Source organism: Paenibacillus sp. AGC31, from assembly GCF_057334655.1.
On the sequence record NZ_JBHFJH010000030.1, the window covers coordinates 125,051 to 141,625 of the forward strand.

16 protein-coding genes and 1 pseudogene are annotated in these 16,575 nt (G+C 43.2%); 14 read left to right on the top strand and 3 right to left on the bottom strand.

The features are described from left to right. Positions 1-74: 74 nt before the first annotated feature. Positions 75-1,643 (bottom strand): FAD-dependent monooxygenase, encoded by a 1,569-nt coding sequence (locus tag ACE04G_RS17760; protein ID WP_449004694.1) that lies wholly within the window; start codon positions 1,641-1,643, stop codon positions 75-77. Between the two features lie 130 nt (positions 1,644-1,773). Between ACE04G_RS17760 and ACE04G_RS17765 the strand changes: the two genes are divergently transcribed. Next, positions 1,774-2,409: a TetR/AcrR family transcriptional regulator gene (locus ACE04G_RS17765; RefSeq protein WP_221821416.1), complete on the top strand. Its 636-nt coding sequence runs from the start codon at positions 1,774-1,776 to the stop codon at positions 2,407-2,409. 143 nt (positions 2,410-2,552) lie between these two features. On the opposite strand, the gene ACE04G_RS17770 is transcribed toward ACE04G_RS17765, so the two are convergent. Continuing rightward, on the bottom strand, positions 2,553-2,810 hold the full coding sequence (locus tag ACE04G_RS17770) for a GlsB/YeaQ/YmgE family stress response membrane protein (RefSeq protein ID WP_449004693.1): 258 nt from the start codon (positions 2,808-2,810) through the stop codon (positions 2,553-2,555). 157 nt (positions 2,811-2,967) lie between these two features. Between ACE04G_RS17770 and ACE04G_RS17775 the strand changes: the two genes are divergently transcribed. The 8 genes from ACE04G_RS17775 to ACE04G_RS17810 all read left to right on the top strand — a co-directional run bounded on the left by ACE04G_RS17775 (position 2,968) and on the right by ACE04G_RS17810 (position 9,865). Then, positions 2,968-3,675 carry a response regulator transcription factor gene (locus ACE04G_RS17775; RefSeq protein ID WP_127549319.1) on the top strand — a complete coding sequence of 236 codons (708 nt, stop codon included), beginning with the start codon at positions 2,968-2,970 and terminating at the stop codon, positions 3,673-3,675. A 71-nt stretch (positions 3,676-3,746) separates the two neighbouring features. After that, positions 3,747-5,099 carry a sensor histidine kinase gene (locus tag ACE04G_RS17780; RefSeq protein ID WP_449004692.1) on the top strand — a complete coding sequence of 451 codons (1,353 nt, stop codon included), beginning with the start codon at positions 3,747-3,749 and terminating at the stop codon, positions 5,097-5,099. Between the two features lie 125 nt (positions 5,100-5,224). Continuing rightward, the gene (locus ACE04G_RS17785) at positions 5,225-5,929 is read left to right on the top strand and encodes a hypothetical protein (protein WP_449004691.1); all 705 of its coding nucleotides are present in this window, start codon (positions 5,225-5,227) and stop codon (positions 5,927-5,929) included. 424 nt (positions 5,930-6,353) lie between these two features. Then, positions 6,354-7,328: a phosphotransferase enzyme family protein gene (locus ACE04G_RS17790; RefSeq protein ID WP_449004690.1), complete on the top strand. Its 975-nt coding sequence runs from the start codon at positions 6,354-6,356 to the stop codon at positions 7,326-7,328. A gap of 32 nt (positions 7,329-7,360) precedes the next feature. Beyond that, a complete protein-coding gene (locus tag ACE04G_RS17795) occupies positions 7,361-7,606 on the top strand; it encodes a hypothetical protein (RefSeq protein ID WP_091021024.1) in 246 nt (81 codons plus the stop codon). 215 nt (positions 7,607-7,821) lie between these two features. Beyond that, a complete protein-coding gene (locus ACE04G_RS17800; protein ID WP_221821419.1) occupies positions 7,822-8,397 on the top strand; it encodes a TetR/AcrR family transcriptional regulator in 576 nt (191 codons plus the stop codon). A gap of 205 nt (positions 8,398-8,602) precedes the next feature. Beyond that, positions 8,603-9,643 carry an NADH:flavin oxidoreductase gene (locus ACE04G_RS17805; protein ID WP_405117591.1) on the top strand — a complete coding sequence of 347 codons (1,041 nt, stop codon included), beginning with the start codon at positions 8,603-8,605 and terminating at the stop codon, positions 9,641-9,643. 72 nt (positions 9,644-9,715) lie between these two features. Beyond that, complete coding sequence (locus ACE04G_RS17810; RefSeq protein WP_405117592.1) at positions 9,716-9,865, top strand: hypothetical protein; 150 nt, start codon at positions 9,716-9,718, stop codon at positions 9,863-9,865. A gap of 4 nt (positions 9,866-9,869) precedes the next feature. Here the strand turns inward: ACE04G_RS17810 and ACE04G_RS17815 are convergent, their stop codons facing one another. Continuing rightward, entirely contained in the window at positions 9,870-10,889 is a 1,020-nt protein-coding gene (locus tag ACE04G_RS17815; RefSeq protein WP_405117593.1) for an alpha/beta fold hydrolase, read from the bottom strand. Between the two features lie 145 nt (positions 10,890-11,034). On the opposite strand from ACE04G_RS17815, the gene ACE04G_RS17820 reads away from it, so the two are divergent. The 5 genes and pseudogenes from ACE04G_RS17820 to ACE04G_RS17840 all read left to right on the top strand — a co-directional run bounded on the left by ACE04G_RS17820 (position 11,035) and on the right by ACE04G_RS17840 (position 16,565). Then, on the top strand, positions 11,035-11,943 hold the full coding sequence (locus tag ACE04G_RS17820) for a LysR family transcriptional regulator (protein ID WP_405117594.1): 909 nt from the start codon (positions 11,035-11,037) through the stop codon (positions 11,941-11,943). 64 nt (positions 11,944-12,007) lie between these two features. Continuing rightward, positions 12,008-12,568, top strand: a complete 561-nt coding sequence (locus ACE04G_RS17825) for a class I SAM-dependent methyltransferase (protein WP_449004689.1) — start codon at positions 12,008-12,010, stop codon at positions 12,566-12,568. Positions 12,569-12,998: 430 nt separating this feature from the next. Further along, positions 12,999-14,931: pseudogene (locus ACE04G_RS17830) on the top strand (fructose-1,6-bisphosphatase). Between the two features lie 192 nt (positions 14,932-15,123). Beyond that, positions 15,124-16,011, top strand: coding sequence for an RCC1 domain-containing protein (locus ACE04G_RS17835; RefSeq protein WP_449004688.1), 888 nt, complete (start codon positions 15,124-15,126; stop codon positions 16,009-16,011). Between the two features lie 353 nt (positions 16,012-16,364). Beyond that, positions 16,365-16,565, top strand: coding sequence for a cation transporter (locus ACE04G_RS17840; protein ID WP_047843207.1), 201 nt, complete (start codon positions 16,365-16,367; stop codon positions 16,563-16,565). Positions 16,566-16,575 lie beyond the last annotated feature (10 nt).

Here is a 16,575-nt window from a genome sequence, read left to right on the forward strand (position 1 = left end):
CGCTTTTGGTGACAAAAGTTGCCCTCTTTAATTTCCTCTTGAATTAATTTTATTTCCCGCTTGCCTTATCCAAATCAGTTTGCCCGATAAATGGAATTCCAGTAATTCAAAATCGATGAAATATCATCAATGGAGGTACGTATTGCAATGTAACCGTCGGGACGAATCAATACGAGTTCTTTACTTGTTACATCGTAAATTCGATAGGCATTACCTGCTGTGTCTATTATACCTTCCGCCGCCCCCTCCACGTTGGATGGCAGGATATAACGCATATGGAGTTCGTTGTTGGTGAAATTTTTCAGCGAAGGATCGATGCTGTTTGCAAAAGCCAAAAGCGTCCAGTGTGGGCCTCTCAATAGGTCAAAGAGACTTCCTACAAATCCGGTGCCTTGCAGGCCCGTAGCATTAGGAGCACGATCCCCAGGAAATGAACGGGTAGCATTTGTTCGAGCAGGATGACGGGTAAGCGAACTTGAGCGATAGGAAATGAGTAGTCCGCTCGTCAGATCGTCGGATATGGTGCTCAAAGTTTGGGACAACCCTCCGCCTTCAGTCGCCGTTCCTATGACCACTCCCATCTTCTTCGTGCTGTCCTCAAGAACAGATTGAGCCACTGGGCGGCGCTCCTCATCGTACGTGTCGAGTAAGGCGGTGTCCGCTCCCCGCATCACAGCCGCCAGCTTCCAGCCGAGATTGTACGCGTCCTGCATCCCCGTATTCATGCCTTGACCACCGGCCGGCGAATGAACATGAGCAGCATCGCCGGCAAGGAAGACCCGGCCGTTGCGGTAACATTCGACCATACGAACGTTGACCCGATAGATGGACAGCCAGGAAGCATCCGTGAGCCGAACACGTCCGGCCCCGGCGCGACGGTCAAACATGGCTTGATACGCCTCTAGCGACGGCTGCTCTGGTTCTTCGATGTCTTCCGGAATTGTAGCCTGCAGTTGCCAAATATCGGATTTTGGCAGCGGCGTCACCCCGACCATCCCCTCCGAAGAAGTCCAGATATGGATATGGTCACGATCTAACCCTTCCAATCGTACATCGCCAAGATACCATCGCTCATGATCGTGTGTTTCCCCAACCAACGGTAAGTGAACAAATTTGCGGATATTGCTTTTGCCTCCGTCAGCGCCGACTACATAACGAGCGCGAATTTGCTCTTCTCCTTGTGGTGAATTCACGGTTATCGTTACACCATCCTCATCCTGAACAAGCCTTATGGCTTCCATGCCCAACTCAACTTGACCGCCAAGCACTGCATATCGGTCGCGCAATGCTTTTTCCACATCATATTGAGCAATCCAAACCGGATCACGATAGGGTGTTTCAAGTTCGGGGCTGGCTGCAACGGTAATAGCCGGCTTGTCCACACTCCTGCCATCTGCGGTATAATAACGAACAGGCAGATCCACAACACCTGTGTCAATAATGTAGTGGACGGCCTCCAAATCATCGACGACTTCAAGCGAGCGAGGCTGTATTCCTTTGGCGCGAGAAGCAACGTTAAATAAGGAGCTTCGTTCAATAATACGATGGTTGATGTTTCGACGGGCCAGATCACAGGCAAGTGTAAGCCCTGTAGGTCCTGCCCCGACAATAAGAACATCAACAAAAGACGGCTTGCTTTTCATGAATAGAATCCTCCTTGTTCATTGATTTGATATGCTACATTCGCTATACTACACCGTGCAGTCTAGTTTGTAAACAGAACGGAACTCTAATTAATTTCTGATGGTATACCTATAAGGGGGCAACGTAAGAATGGATCATACGGAAAACAAGAAAATCCGCAAAGGCTCTTCAGACAAAAGAGCTAAAATTATGGCGGCAGCACGAGACCTGTTTCTTTCCGATGGGTTTGATCGATCCAGCGTCGATGCGGTCGCAGCTAAAGCGGGAGTTTCCAAACGGACAGTTTATGATTATTATGGCGACAAACAGAATCTACTGCTTGCCGTTGTTGAAGAATCCAGTTTGGCGGTTCTGGACATGATTGAGCAAGGGATTTCAGATCACCTCTTGGAATTCGAGGATCTGAAGCAGGCGCTCATCTTATTTTGCGAACAAATCGTAGCTTCTGCGAACGGTTCGTCCGATTACATGGCTTTGATCCGTCTGGTTATGGTGGAAGCCGCCAACCTGCCAGACTCGTTTTTTGATAGGCTGGATAACGCAACTGAAGAGGGGATTATCAGGAGGTTTACAGAGTTTGGACAAACCGGATTGCTCCATGTGCCCGATCCTGAAATGGCTACAAAGCACTTCGCTGCATTAACGTTTTTATTGGTATTTAATCAACCTAGAAAAACAGAGGCATTCGAAGAGGAACAAACCAAACGTATCATCACTGAAGGCGTAAGGGTCTTTCTTAGTGCTTATGGACCTCGTACCGTTTAAAACGAAAATCAACCATCATACTGATTGCGATTTTGTTCAAAAAATAGAAAAGGACCGTAAATGTTCATCTTCCATCGATGAATGCTTTCGGTCCTTTTGTGTTTATCCTTAATGAACGACGGTATAGTTCCCGTCTCTCTTGGTTAACGTCTTCGGAAGGCTCCGCCGCGTGCCAGAGCAAAGAAGATGAGCAGGGCAATAATCGAGCCAACGATGGCTGGAATAATATGAAATCCGCCAATCACCGGCCCCCTTGGTCCCAGCAATTCCGTTCCTAACCAGGAACCGATAAAACCCGCAATAATGTTTCCAAGTACACCGCCCGGTACGTCCCGCCCACTCAAATTGCCGCTTAACCAGCCAATAAGTCCACCAACAATGAGTACCCAGAGCAGATCCATGGATTGTTCTCCTTTCTTCGGGGTTATTACAAGTTATGTTGGGTTCGTTTGAATATACCTCATCTTCCTGCTGGTGGAGGAATCTAAATCGCCTGTGCTAAGATGGGTTAATAGTTGATTGAAGCTGGTGAAAACAAGGCTAGATAGGGGTGTACAGTTGAAGAAAATCCTAGTCATTGATGATGAAATCGCAATTCGAGATTTAATTGAGCTGGTGCTAAGGCGAGAAAACTACGATGTGCAGACCGCAGAGGACGGCAAAACGGGCTTGCAGCTGCTCGACTCTTTTCAACCCGATATAGTGGTACTTGATCTGATGCTACCAGACTGCTCCGGATATGACCTGTGCAAGGAAATTACCGGGAAACGTGCCGTTCCTGTGATCATGCTCTCTGCCAAAAATGAGGTAATCGACAAGGTGTTGGGACTAGAGCTAGGGGCGGAAGATTACATGACCAAACCCTTTGACAATCGTGAATTGCTCGCTCGGATCAAGGTCATTCTGAGAAGAAACGAGAGCAAGGAGGAATCAAGTGAAGGAACAGAAGTGAAATCTACACGCATCATTCATGAAGAGCTGACATTTGATCTGGAAAGCCGCAGGGTGCTAAAAAACGGTGTACCCGTGTCTTTAACGGCCAAAGAGTTTAAAATTCTGGAAACGTTACTCAAAAGGCCAGACAAAATCTTTACTCGGGATGAGCTGCTGCAGATCGGATGGGGATATGACTTTATGGGAGACAGTCGCAGTGTGGATATGACCATCATGCGATTACGGAAGAAGCTGGAGGATAACGCGGACGAACCGAAGTATGTCAGGACGATCTATGGATTTGGCTATCAACTTGGAGGTGGCGAGGCCTGAAGTATGCAACCCGGTTACTGCTGAATTATTTATTTTTCTCCGTGCTGTCCTTTGGCATCATCATTTTTGCGGTGAATAAAGCCATCGATTACTACAGCTTCATTACCATTGAGAAACAGATGATGGAGAAGGCGGATCTGTCTGAGTTGTCCTTCCGTGAGGTGTTATCTCAGCATAGGTCATCTTCAGGAGAGCCCCAGACCAAGGAAATTGTCAGACTTGCTCTGGAGAAGCTGAAAGCTTCAGGCAAGGAAGTACGTATCTATGACAGCTCCAAGCAGTTGCTGGGCCTGGCTGTGGATGGCATCATCATTAATGATGGCAAACCTCTTATTTTTGAAAAAAATATTGAGAAAGCCCTGAGCGGCAGTTATGCCTACACCGTCACGGAAGATCATCTGCTTTATTTTGCGACGCCCATTCAGGATCAATTCTACGAGAACGCTTATGTGTATGAGTTCGTGGAGGACATTTCCTACTTTTATGCGATTATGGATCAAATCCGTTATATCCTGTTTGTCGGCGCAGGCGGATTTATTATACTGATTACGTTATCCAGTCTGTGGATTGCCCGCAACACAACCAAGCCGATTAAGCTGTTGCTTGGCGCTGCACAAAGTTTCTCTAAACAGGAGTTTCGGAGAGTTCATCTAAACCGGAAGGATGAGCTGGGCATGCTGGCAGATGGGCTGGATTCCATGGGGCGGCAGCTTCATGATTACATTCAGTATCAGAAACAATTTGTCTCCAACGTATCTCATGAGTTAAAAACACCCTTGGCAGCCATTCGTGGTTTCTCTCAATACTTGGTTGAAGGGGAGACTGAGAACAAGGAGCTGCAAAAAATCTATGCTCATCTGCTGCAGGAATCAGATCGGCTGACACGTTTGATTAATGAACTGTTGTTGTTATCCCGATTCGACAAGGCTGGTTCTAACGAACTGGAAGCCCGGAAGACGGAAATGAACGAATTGATTCAGCAAGTCGCAACGAGTATGGGTGCCAAGGCCAGAGATAAAGGAATCGAGATTACGTTCAGGGAGGTGGAAGCGAAATCAGAGGATAAGCTTCTGACGAGAGTTTACGCCAACGTAAATCCAATGCTGATGTCCCATGCGATCGCCAATCTTGTGGATAATGCCATCAAATATTCCAGCAGTCCATCGCTAATCGAATTGAAGTTGGAACATACGCCAAGCGAGGTAGTTATACGGATACGTGATCAAGGGATCGGTATCGCGGGCGATGAGCTGGAGAGAGTGCAGGAACGTTTTTACCGGGCGAAAAATGCAAGTACAGCGAACGGTTCAGGTCTTGGACTTTCCATTTGCAAAGAGATTGTAGAGCGGTTTAATGGATATATCGACATGGAAAGTCAAATCGGGGAAGGAACGACCGTTACGATTGTTTTGCCTCGTGTGTAGACCTGCATCTAAACCCAAGCCTAAATAGGTAACGTTACAAGATTGGTACATTTCTGTTATAAGACTAACAAATTTTTTATTTATAATCACTTCATAAGAACAAATCACACATTTATGGAGGGATCATGATGAAGTTAACCAAGAAAGCTGCAGGTTTTATCATACTAGGTGCTCTACTAACGGTGGCATTAACGGGCTGTCAGTCCAGTGATGCTACATCTCCAGCAACCGGACAGAACACAGCGAATGAACAAAGCAAAGGCGAAGGAGCAACCAATTCTCCTGCGCCTGCTTCCGAAAGTTCGGAAGAAAAGGGTACTGAAACTATTAAAGAAGGTTCGATGGAGAAGGAAGGTAATGTGGTGCTGAAGGAGCTTGCTTTTGTCTATAATGAGCACACCATTGCGATTTCGGATACAGCGAATGAAGACCAGATGGAACAGATGCTGGGCAAACCGGATAACCTGAAATCTCATACGTACAGTGCCGACGATGGAACCAACATGGATACGTTAATCGGTTTTACAGAAAAGGTCTATACGTATCCTGGTCTGGAGATTAAAACAATCAGTATACCGGAAGGAAAACAAGACTCCATCTTTCATATCGAAATCACAGATCCTAAGTACGCGACAGTGCGAAACATTAAAGCAGGAGATAGCCTGGATACACTCAAAGACGCCTACCCCGAGGGGAAACTGCTTGGTGATGGAGCCCCTAATGAGGAAGATGACTTCCGTTACGAACCATCCAATTATGTGGATGTAATGTCGTTTCATATCAAGGATGCCAAGGTGGAGAGCATTCAGATCTACAGCCTCCTGGATTAATATTTAGTCGAAAGACAAGAAGATAGTCCTATTGAAGTCGCTAATTTAGCGGCTTTTTTATTTTTCGGTACAATGGGATGCCATGGCATACACAGGGTAGGATCTGATACTAGTAAAGAAAACGTAACGATTGTCCTAAGTATACGATTGTATAACAAAGCGAAAGGGTCATCCCTCATAGGATGGCTCTAAAACTTGCTGTTACAGACAACACGGAGGACAGTATCATAAACGAAGAAGGTCGATTGAACTAAAGGGAAACAGTAGTTCCATGAAACCAAAGGAGACCGCCGATCAACAGGATCGGTGGCTTTATTCGACTACCGGGCAGTAAAGTTTAGTTATAATCAACTTTTATCACCATAAAATAAAGTTCACTTGGTAAAATTGTGAAGTAAAAATCACATTAACTGGAGTGGATACTATGCTTTCTGAAGAAGATTATGCGAAGGTGGCGAAAGAAGCTTTACATCAATACCCAATCTATTGGGAAAAACTTGTGTATCTCGGAAAGAGTGATAATGTTACATTTCAAGTTCAGACCAACGATGATCATCAAAAGTTTCTTATCAAAATCCATATCTCAACGATTTCCATTCAATCAAAAGGGAATATCGCATCAGAGCTTATTTGGCTTGAAGCTTTGGTTAAAGATACAAATCTCGTCGTACCTGCACCTGTTAGAAATCTTCAAGGTGATCTGGTAACAGAAATCTCAACTGATCTTAGCGAAAATACAATCATGGTGACTATCCATCATTGGATTCATGGAAGCGTACTTCAAAGAGAGCCAACAAGTAATGAAACTGAAAATTTAGCTCTCTTAATGGCGGCTCTACATAAACATTCTATGCAGTGGAATGCACCTGAAGGCTTTAATAGACCAATATACAATTCTGATCATTTATATTCATCACTTAATCAATTAAAACGGTTAGTAAATTTAGAGCTTATCCCAAGTGAAGTGTTTGTTCATGTGGAAGAGTCAGCACATAAAATAGCAAATGTGATACAAAATTATAAACGTTTGCCAAGTAACTGGGGAGTTATTCATTCTGACCTTCATGAGAGTAACTATGTATTTTATGACGATACTCCTCAACCTATAGATTTTTCGAATTGTGGCTATGGCTTTTATTTATTTGATATGGCTGAAACATTTTTGCATCTTTCATCTGAGAATAGGAAAGTATTTATTTCATCGTATAGCAAAGTAAATCAACTGGAAGAGAATTATGTCGAGTTATTAGAAGCATTTTTTATTTGGTCAATCATTAGGACTTTCGCATTCCATTCACTAAACCTAAATGAACAACAATCCTTAGCGGCAAATTTTCCATCAGTTATTGAAAACTATTTTAGGAAATATCTTAAAGGAGAAAAATTTTTGTTAAACTAAGGAGCAGGAATACAATAAATGGAGGGGTAGGATTGAACAAGTATGTGTTACATATAGTAGCAAGTGTAATTTGCATATTGTTACCTGCTGTTGGTCTCTTATATGTTTTGTGGGATAGCCACCAACCCAAAATAGGACCTGTAGGAGATGGAAAACCGAATTATCCTTCAATATCTCAATGGATATCTATTGGCTCTTCTTTTATTCTTGGAGTAGTTAATTTACCTCTTTCCATAATTCGATATAGACAAAAGGCTAAAGAAGATATTAAAAGTTAACGCTTGTTGCGCTAACGTAGAAATTATAATTGAATATACGACGAAAATGAAGCTGCCTGTGTTAGCCGGCAGCCTTCATTACGTTAACGGGCAGGATAGATGAATTTTGTGAATATACGCCAGGTATGCGAACGACAAAAACATAAACAGTTTTCAAACAGGATGTAAAATGATCAGTTCTTGACTGCATGGTCAATAACTGATACATTAATCCCATGAGCAGACCAAGAGAATTTGATGTCGATCGTGTATTACACCAGTCTATGGAAGTGTTCTGGAATCAAGGCTTCAAAGCAACTTCTTATGAGGACCTTACGCGTACTACAGGAGTCAAAAAGCAAAGTTTGTACTGTGTTTTTAAAGACAAGCGATCGTTGTTCCTGAAGGCGCTGGCACTTTACCGTGAACAGGTTATAGCGAAACTGAAACAGATTGAAGCCCTGGATTCGTCTCCCGTTGATAAACTGGATACCTTACGATATTCCCTTTTAGACGATGAAACTAGCTGCCAAGGGTGTCTAATTGTGAATGCATCACTCGAATTCGGAACAGATGACGAGCAGGTCACACGAGAAGCTGAGCTCATGGCAGAAGAGATTCAACTGGTATTAGAGAAGATCATACGTAGTGGCCAGAAACAACAGTTAATTTCCAACCGGTATACGAGTATAGAGCTTGCATCTTATCTAAATAACACCATTCTTGGTGTGAGAGTTATGGAGAAATCAGGTTCATCCCGTGAACAGATCGAGACGGTTCTGCGTACTTCATTTGGCATGATCATGTCTTGATCTTTTTTTTGTGAAATTCTTGACTACGAAGTCAAAAATAATTGAAGGCGGATTAATACACCACGAAACCTTGAAGGAGGTGGAGCTTTTCGATAAAAATCGTGTATTGATTCATTTGGAAATAACGTCTAGCTGTTAACCAGGCTGGTTGCTGTTTAACATCTCCTAGGTCAATTTATATAAAACGAAATATGTGGAGGTTATTATGAATTATTCTCAATCCGTAGAAGCATTGTTCCAACCTGTAGAGTTAGGTCACTTGAAGTTATCCAATCGGATCGTGATGGCGCCGATGACGCGTCAATTTTCTCCGGACGGTATCCCGGGTTCAAATGTTGCGGGCTATTACCGCCGTAGAGCAGAGAACGCAGTGGGACTTATTGTAACAGAAGGGACAATAATTAATCATCCGGATGCATCCAATCAAGCCAATGTGCCGCACTTTTATGGCGAAGCTGCAATGAATGGTTGGGCACATGTTGTATCTGAAGTACATGAAGCTGGCGGTCGAATTATTCCACAGATCTGGCATATGGGAGCCAAAGGTCATGTTAATGATTATTCGGAAGCTGAGATTGCTACAATCGTTCAGGAATTCGCACAAGCAGCCTCAGAAGCGAAACGCGTTGGGTTCGATGGTGTTGAAATCCATGGAGCACACGGCTATCTGATCGACCAATTCCTGTATGAGAAAACCAACTCTCGTACGGATCGTTACGGTGGAGATATGTTGGCTCGCACACGTTTTGCAGTTGAAGTGATTGAGGCTTGCCGTAAAGTAGTGGGACCGGAATTCCCTATTGTACTGCGTTTATCTCAGTGGAAGACAGATGATTATCAGGCTAAATTGGCTGAAACACCGGAATTACTGGAGCAGCTTCTCGCACCGTTGGTTCAAGCTGGAGTCGATATCTTCCACTGTTCCACACGTCGTTTCTGGGAGCCGGAATTCGAAGGGTCTGATCTGAATTTTGCTGGATGGACCAAAAAACTGACTGGTAAACCGACAATCACTGTTGGATCGATTGGTCTTGATGGTGACTTTACAAGTCTGTTCACAGAAGGTAAAGGCGCAAGTAACGTCGGTATCGAGGGATTGGTACAACGACTTCAGAATGATGAGTTTGATCTGGTTGCTGTAGGCCGTGCTCTTCTAGTCGACCCTGAATGGGTTAAGAAAATTCAAGAAGGACGTATTGATGATCTGGTTCCATTCACAAGAGAGGCGATGACTGTACTTACTTAATTGCAGTTATAATCATTAGGAATATGTATTAATCAAACACACCTTCAAGATCATCTTGGAGGTGTGTTTGTAATGGCAACCAGAGTGAGTTATCCGGTGGAATTAAAGATGAAAGACATAGAGATGAGACTGGCAGAGGTACCGGTATCGAAATGGAGAATTGCACTGCTTAGAGCAGAACAGGGAATCTTGATAGGCCTGACAGACATCCAATGCAAGTGACGATCTATTCATTAGTGCTAAGTGACAACAAGTGTTTTAGATTGTCATCAATCAATTGATTATCGGCACTGTTGATTCCACGACCGGCAAAATGGCCCCAGATCGATTGAATTGGTTTCAAGACAGCATTAGGTATACGCTTAGCTTCGTATTCATTATCGGCCGCTGTGCAAAAGAGATCCGTGCTTCCCGGCATGATACAAGCATAAGCTTTTATGCTCTGAAGTGCTTTATCAAAGTCTCCGTTATAGGAGGGGTTTGCACTGATATCTGCATGTTGCCCTGTCCATAACATGGCCAGAACATTATGCGGATCCATATTCATAAAGCTATTTTCCCAGACACCAGCTACAAAATCCTCCAATGTGTCAAATCCCATCTCACGGTAATGCTCTTCTCTATAAAATGCATGTGATAGTCCCCATCCTGCATACACCCGACCAACGGCACGCATGTCTGTCGAACTTAGTTGGTTTAATTTACTTGAGTCGAAACCGACTGCAGATAGCAGTGAAGCTTTCACGCCTTCCAGGACCACAAATGTGTGAGGCCAAGGCTTGGCGATGCCTCCGAAAGGTGCGATTCGTTCAACCATCTCCGGGTAACTTGCCCCCCATTGAAATGCCTGAATGCCGCCCATCGACCACCCGACGACGAGAGCAATCTTTTCAATACCGAATTTTTCGGTCAGCAGTTGATGCTGGAATCGAACGTTGTCGTAGATGGTTACCTGTGGAAAGTTAGCCCGATCGAACGGAGGAGGCGTGTTACTGGGTGAGGAAGAGAGTCCATTGCCCAGCAAATTGGGTACGATAATAAAATATTTCTCTTGATCCAGTGCCATCCCGATGCCAATGAGCCATTCATTCTGAATATGCTGATCTCCAAAAGCCGTTGGATAGACAATAACATTATCCTTCTGTTCATTTAATTTTCCGTATGTTTTGTAAGCAAGAAAAGCATTTGGTAACGTCACTCCTGATTGTAAGAGTACATCACCCAAATTAAAAATTTCATAATCCATCGTATAGTCGCTCCCTTCAAAATGAAAAACCACATGTTCACTGTGATCTCTTGTACTCAGTATAGAGCTGTGATACTCTCAATAAAAGTGAATATAATTCATAATAGCATTCAATAAAATTGAAAGATGAAGGGGGGATCATCGGATGGAATTGCGTCAACTGAATACGTTTTGTACCGTTGCAACAACATTGAATTTCACGCGGGCAGCAGAAGCGCTGAGCTACGTTCCTTCCAACGTCACGATGCAAATCAAAGCATTGGAAGACGAGCTAGGTGTTCGCCTCTTCGATCGGTTGGGCAAGCAACTCGCGCTCACAACTGCGGGTAAACGCTTTTTAACACACGCCCAAGGCGTTCTTGAAAAAATGGACGAAGCTCGTAGTGCTGTCCATGATAATAAAAAACTAAGTGGTACCTTAACGATAAGTGCGAATGAGGTTATTTGCTCCTATCGGCTTCCACCTGTCTTCCAACGGTTTCGTTCGCAGCATCCGGGAGTTCGTCTAATCTTCCGCTCAGTTCCGAATCAAGAGCTCAAGCAAACGCTCTTTGAGGGAACCACGGATTTGGTTTATATGTTGGATGAACCCATTCGCTCGAGTGGACTTTCCGTGGAGCCTTTGCTGGAAGAACATTTCCGATTGTTAGCTGCTCCAGATCACCCACTCGCCAAACGAACTGTGCTGCAATTGGAAGATTTTCATGAAGAAGTGTTCCTGACAAATGAGAAGGGTTGTCCCTATCGAACGATGTTTGATCGGTCATTTGAGAAAGAGGGAATTGATAGCATTACATATTTAGAGTTTCAAAGTGCGGAAGCCATTAAACAATGTGCAATTTCAGGCATCGGTATTGCCTTTCTTCCTGAGATCGTCGTGGAATCTGAAGTTGAACGCGGAGAACTTGTTGTCCTCCCATGGCAAATTCCGGACTTGCAGGTATATACACAGATGTTGTGGCATAAAGACAAGTGGCTTTCACCAATGATGTTATCTTTTATAGAAGCAACCAGGGAAGTTTTTGGTTCACAGAATGAGACTAAAACCGTATAGCTCATGTATGAGACATCAAACTGTTGAGCACAGTAAAACGCTGTTGAAAGTGGGTAGACATTATATGATTCCATTAGTATACGACCAGATTAACCATTGGGGAAAAGATGATGAATTTTTCCTTGCATTGTTAAAGAGATTACAAGTAGAATCTATAGCTGACCTGGGCTGTGGAACAGGAAGATGGACTACTCATCTTGTTCCGTGCGGTTATAAAATTACTGCTATAGATCCCAATAAAGAAGCGATTGAAATGGCGCGAGGTAAAGATAATTCTGGAAATGTGAATTGGATTATAGGTGATAGTGCGGATTTGCAAACCAATACCTATGACGCGGTAATTATGACAGCCAATGTTGCACAGGTATTTCTTACAGATGACAGTTGGAAGCGAGTAATCTCAGACGTATTCCGATCCCTAAAAATCGGGGGTCACTTTATTTTTGATACAAGAAACCCTTTGGTAAAAGTATGGGAAGAATGGGAGAAGGACAAAACTCCTGACTTCGCTAAAGATAGACTAAGCGGAGATCCTTTAGAAATTTATACAGAATATGAAGGGTTTGAGGGAGATATTTACACTTTCTGTGAAATAGTAAAAATACCAAAAAAGGAAAAGTGTTAGTTCATGAAAAAATGCAGCTGAGGTTTCGAAATCAAGAAGAACTTGATGAGTCGCTGAAACAAATCGGTTTTTCAAAAATTAAAACATATGGTGATTGGGAATTTAAACAAGCAAATTCTGAGAACAGATCGTTTATTTTTCATTGTGTAAAATAGCAGTTAGTAAGAAAATGTCTAGAAACAAGAACATGTTCTCATTGAAAGTCGCTATATTAGCGGCTTTTTTATTCCTAAAATAACTACAGACATTGTTCATTCAAATCCATTCGATGAAATTTGTTCATATATGATGAACTGGAGTATGATGGGGGAAGGCAATGCAGATAATCACCATATAATCAATGCCAAGTATAGAGTGTAATTTTATATAGGTCTAAAGCTTTTGGACCCGGCTATACAACACCATACTTCCTTGAAGGGGGACATCTGTTTTGGATGAGCAGTTTCTAGATTTATTGGCCGAGAAATATGATACGGAAGAAAAAATCATAACAGAGATCATCAACCTTGAAGCGATCTCCAATCTCCCAAAGGGAACCGAGCATTTTGTCAGTGATTTGCATGGGGAGTTCCACGCTTTTCAGCATGTACTAAGAAACGGTTCGGGTACCGTCAAAGAGAAAATCAAAGAATTATTCCGGGAGGTTTGGACGGAACAAGAAATCAATGATTTTGCGGCGTTAGTTTATTACCCGGAAGAAAAAATACAGCTGGTTATAGGGGAACTGAGCAATAAACAGGCTTTGAACCAGTGGTACAGACTAACAATTGAACACATGCTTAAGCTTATTTCTTATGCCTCTTCCAAGTATACACGCTCAAAATTGCGTAAAGCTCTGCCGGAGCAAATATGTATATATTGTAGAAGAGCTTTTATACAAGACGGATTCGACCAACAATAAGAATCCTTATTACGAGGAAATATATCGGCAAATTATATCCTTGGGCCAGGCGGACAATCTCATTATCGGACTTGCTTATACGACACAGCGCCTGGTCGTTGACCATCTTCATGTGGTTGGAGATATCTATGACCGTGGGCCGTACCCCGATAAAATTATGGATACGCTGATCAACTACCATTCTGTAGACATACAGTGGGGGAACCATGATGTCCTCTGGATCGGAGCCTACGCAGGTTCCCTGGTCTGCCTTGCGAATATTATTCGGATCTGCGCCAGATACGATAATCTGGACATCATTGAAGATGTATACGGAATCAATCTGCGCCCACTGCTAAACCTGGCGGAGAAATATTACGAAGACAATCCATCCTTCAGACCTAAGCTGCAGGCTGGCCATAATGTATCGGAGCAGGAGATTCTGCAGATCACCAAAATTCACCAAGCCATTGCCATGATTCAATTTAAACTTGAAATCCCGATTATCAAGAGACGCCCATACTTTAATATGTCTGAAAGACTTTTGCTGGAGCAGATTGATTACGACAACAATGAAATCAACATCTGCGGTAAAACGTACCTGCTGGAAAACACCTGTTTCGCAACCGTAAATCCGCAGAAACCTGAACAATTGCTGGAGGAAGAACGTCAGGTGATGGAAAAGCTGTTGTTTTCCGTTCAGCATTCCGAAAAGATGGCCAGACATATGAATTTTCTCATGAAAAAGGGCAGCCTTTATTTAAAATACAACGGGAATTTGTTAATCCACGGCTGTATTCCTTTGGCTGAAGAAGGAAATATGGAAGAACTGCAGATTGAAGACAAGACATATGCGGGCCGTCAATTGCTTGATGTTTTTGAAGATTATCTACGTTACGCCTTTGCGCATCCGGAAGAGACAGAAGATCTGGCGACGGATATGGTATGGTACATCTGGACAGGAGAATGTTCCTCGCTCTTTGGAAAGAGAGAAATGACCACTTTTGAACGGTATTTTATCCAAGATAAAGAAGCACATAAAGAGAGAAAGAATCCGTACTACCATTTACGTGAAAATGAAGAGATCTGTCGAAAAATCTTGCAGGAGTTTGATTTGAATCCAGATCATGGACATGTCATTAACGGCCACACACCAGTCAAAGAAATTAGTGGAGAGAGCCCTGTTAAAGCAAACGGAAAAATGATCGTGATTGACGGCGGTTTTTCCAAAGCCTATCAATCCACAACGGGCATTGCCGGATATACCTTGTTGTACAATTCCTTTGGCATGCAACTTGTCGCCCATAAGAAATTTAACTCAAAAGAAGATGTCTTATGTAACGGAACGGACGTGTTATCTCTAAAAAGATTGGTGGACAAAGAACTGGCACGGAAACTGGTGAGGGAAACCAATGTCGGTGAACAGCTGTTACAGAAAATCTCAAATTTGAAGGATCTATTAGACTATCGCTACATGAAATGAAATGATTGCTAAAAGTACACATTCGGATCAACCGTTTGAGTGCAATATGACATAGACGCTCGTATTGGGCAGGGAAGTAATAATACCCTGCCTGTGCGAGCCTTTCTTTTGTAACATGCGATTTAACAACGAACTTTATAACTTAACAGTTGAACTAACCGCGGATTTTCAATTGGTGGGGGGAAGAAAGATATGGACTACAATTCACGGAATGAAGCGGTTTTTGAGACGAAACGGTTCCGTAACTGTACCATAGTAGCAGGTCGTCGTCATACCGTTGCTCTTAAATCTGACGGAACAGTAATAGCTATGGGTGATAATAAATACGGTCAATGTAAGGTAAGCGATTGGTGCCATATTGTCGCAGTTGCTGCTGGTAATGTTCATATGGCTGCGAACACCGGTAATGCACATACCGTTGGTCTTAAATCTGATGGTACGGTAACTGCTATAGGTTGGAATAAGCATGACCAATGTAATGTAAGCGAATGGCGCGATATTGTAACCATTTCGGCAGGTTGGTGCCGTACGGTTGGGGTTAAATCAGATGGCACCGTGGTTGCGATGGGGCGAAATAATGAAGGGGAATGCAACGTGAGCAGCTGGCGTGATATTGTATCGGTCACGACAGGTGACTGGCATACAGTCGGTCTAAAAATAGACGGTACGGTAACAGCGGTTGGTAACAATAAGTATAACCAATGTAGCATAAACGACTGGAGCGACATATTGGCTGTTTCGGCGGGGTATCTTCATACGGTTGGACTTAAATCGGATGGCACGGTAGTGGCTGTGGGAAGAAATAATGAAGATGAATGCGACGTAAGCGGATGGCGCGATATTGTAGCAGTTGCAGCGGGGAGTTATCATACTGTTGGTCTTAAGTCCGACGCTACAATGGTTGCTGTGGGTTCGAATAAACATAACCAATGTGATGTACGTGGCTGGCACGGAATTAGAGCTGTTTCGGCGGGGTGTGCCCATACGATTGGACTGAAATCGGATGGTACGATGGTTGCTGTGGGTGATAATGATTATGGACAATGTGATGTAAGCGGATGGAGTAACATTCAACCATAAATAAAGGAATTTTATATCGAGGGACAAGATCATGGTCCCATTGAAGTCGCTATTTTAGCGGCTTTTTTGTTTTATCGGTACAAGCTTTATTCCCAAGTCAAGGACAAGAACATGGTCCGATTACCAATCAGCGTATAAATAATCGATTCTTCTCTCCATAAATTCATTGATCTAACGAGAGAGATAGTCCATATAGGGTATGGGGGTATAAAAATATGTTGACTAATATAGGGTAGGGGGGTATTGTATTGTACAAGAGCTTGATGAGACCTGAAAAACTGGCCTCGAGAGTTTAGCCCATCGTTTAGGTCAAACTAAACCAAAAAATCACCCACAAGAAGGGACGAAATAAGATGAAAAACATTGTTTTGAATGTACAAGGTATGAGCTGTCAACATTGTGTAAACTCCATCGAAGGTGCTCTGAAAGAAATTGGAGTGAGTGGCAAGGTGAACCTCAGTGATGATTCGGTTGAAGCGACGTATGATGAAAATCAAGTCTCCTTGGAGCAAATTAAAGAAGTTATTGAAGAGCAAGGCTACGAAGTAGCGTAAGTAATGGACG

Bases quoted from the DNA above. Each gene is read 5' to 3' on its own strand.
- ACE04G_RS17785 (WP_449004691.1), top strand. From the start codon at position 5,225: ATGATGAAGTTAACCAAGAAAGCTGCAGGTTTTATCATACTAGGTGCT.
- ACE04G_RS17805 (WP_405117591.1), top strand. From the start codon at position 8,603: ATGAATTATTCTCAATCCGTAGAAGCATTGTTCCAACCTGTAGAGTTA.
- ACE04G_RS17790 (WP_449004690.1), top strand. From the start codon at position 6,354: ATGCTTTCTGAAGAAGATTATGCGAAGGTGGCGAAAGAAGCTTTACAT.
- ACE04G_RS17760 (WP_449004694.1), bottom strand. From the start codon at position 1,643: ATGAAAAGCAAGCCGTCTTTTGTTGATGTTCTTATTGTCGGGGCAGGA.
- ACE04G_RS17765 (WP_221821416.1), top strand. From the start codon at position 1,774: ATGGATCATACGGAAAACAAGAAAATCCGCAAAGGCTCTTCAGACAAA.
- ACE04G_RS17815 (WP_405117593.1), bottom strand. From the start codon at position 10,889: ATGGATTATGAAATTTTTAATTTGGGTGATGTACTCTTACAATCAGGA.
- ACE04G_RS17810 (WP_405117592.1), top strand. From the start codon at position 9,716: ATGGCAACCAGAGTGAGTTATCCGGTGGAATTAAAGATGAAAGACATA.
- ACE04G_RS17770 (WP_449004693.1), bottom strand. From the start codon at position 2,810: ATGGATCTGCTCTGGGTACTCATTGTTGGTGGACTTATTGGCTGGTTA.
- ACE04G_RS17800 (WP_221821419.1), top strand. From the start codon at position 7,822: ATGAGCAGACCAAGAGAATTTGATGTCGATCGTGTATTACACCAGTCT.
- ACE04G_RS17840 (WP_047843207.1), top strand. From the start codon at position 16,365: ATGAAAAACATTGTTTTGAATGTACAAGGTATGAGCTGTCAACATTGT.
- ACE04G_RS17825 (WP_449004689.1), top strand. From the start codon at position 12,008: ATGATTCCATTAGTATACGACCAGATTAACCATTGGGGAAAAGATGAT.
- ACE04G_RS17820 (WP_405117594.1), top strand. From the start codon at position 11,035: ATGGAATTGCGTCAACTGAATACGTTTTGTACCGTTGCAACAACATTG.
- ACE04G_RS17835 (WP_449004688.1), top strand. From the start codon at position 15,124: ATGGACTACAATTCACGGAATGAAGCGGTTTTTGAGACGAAACGGTTC.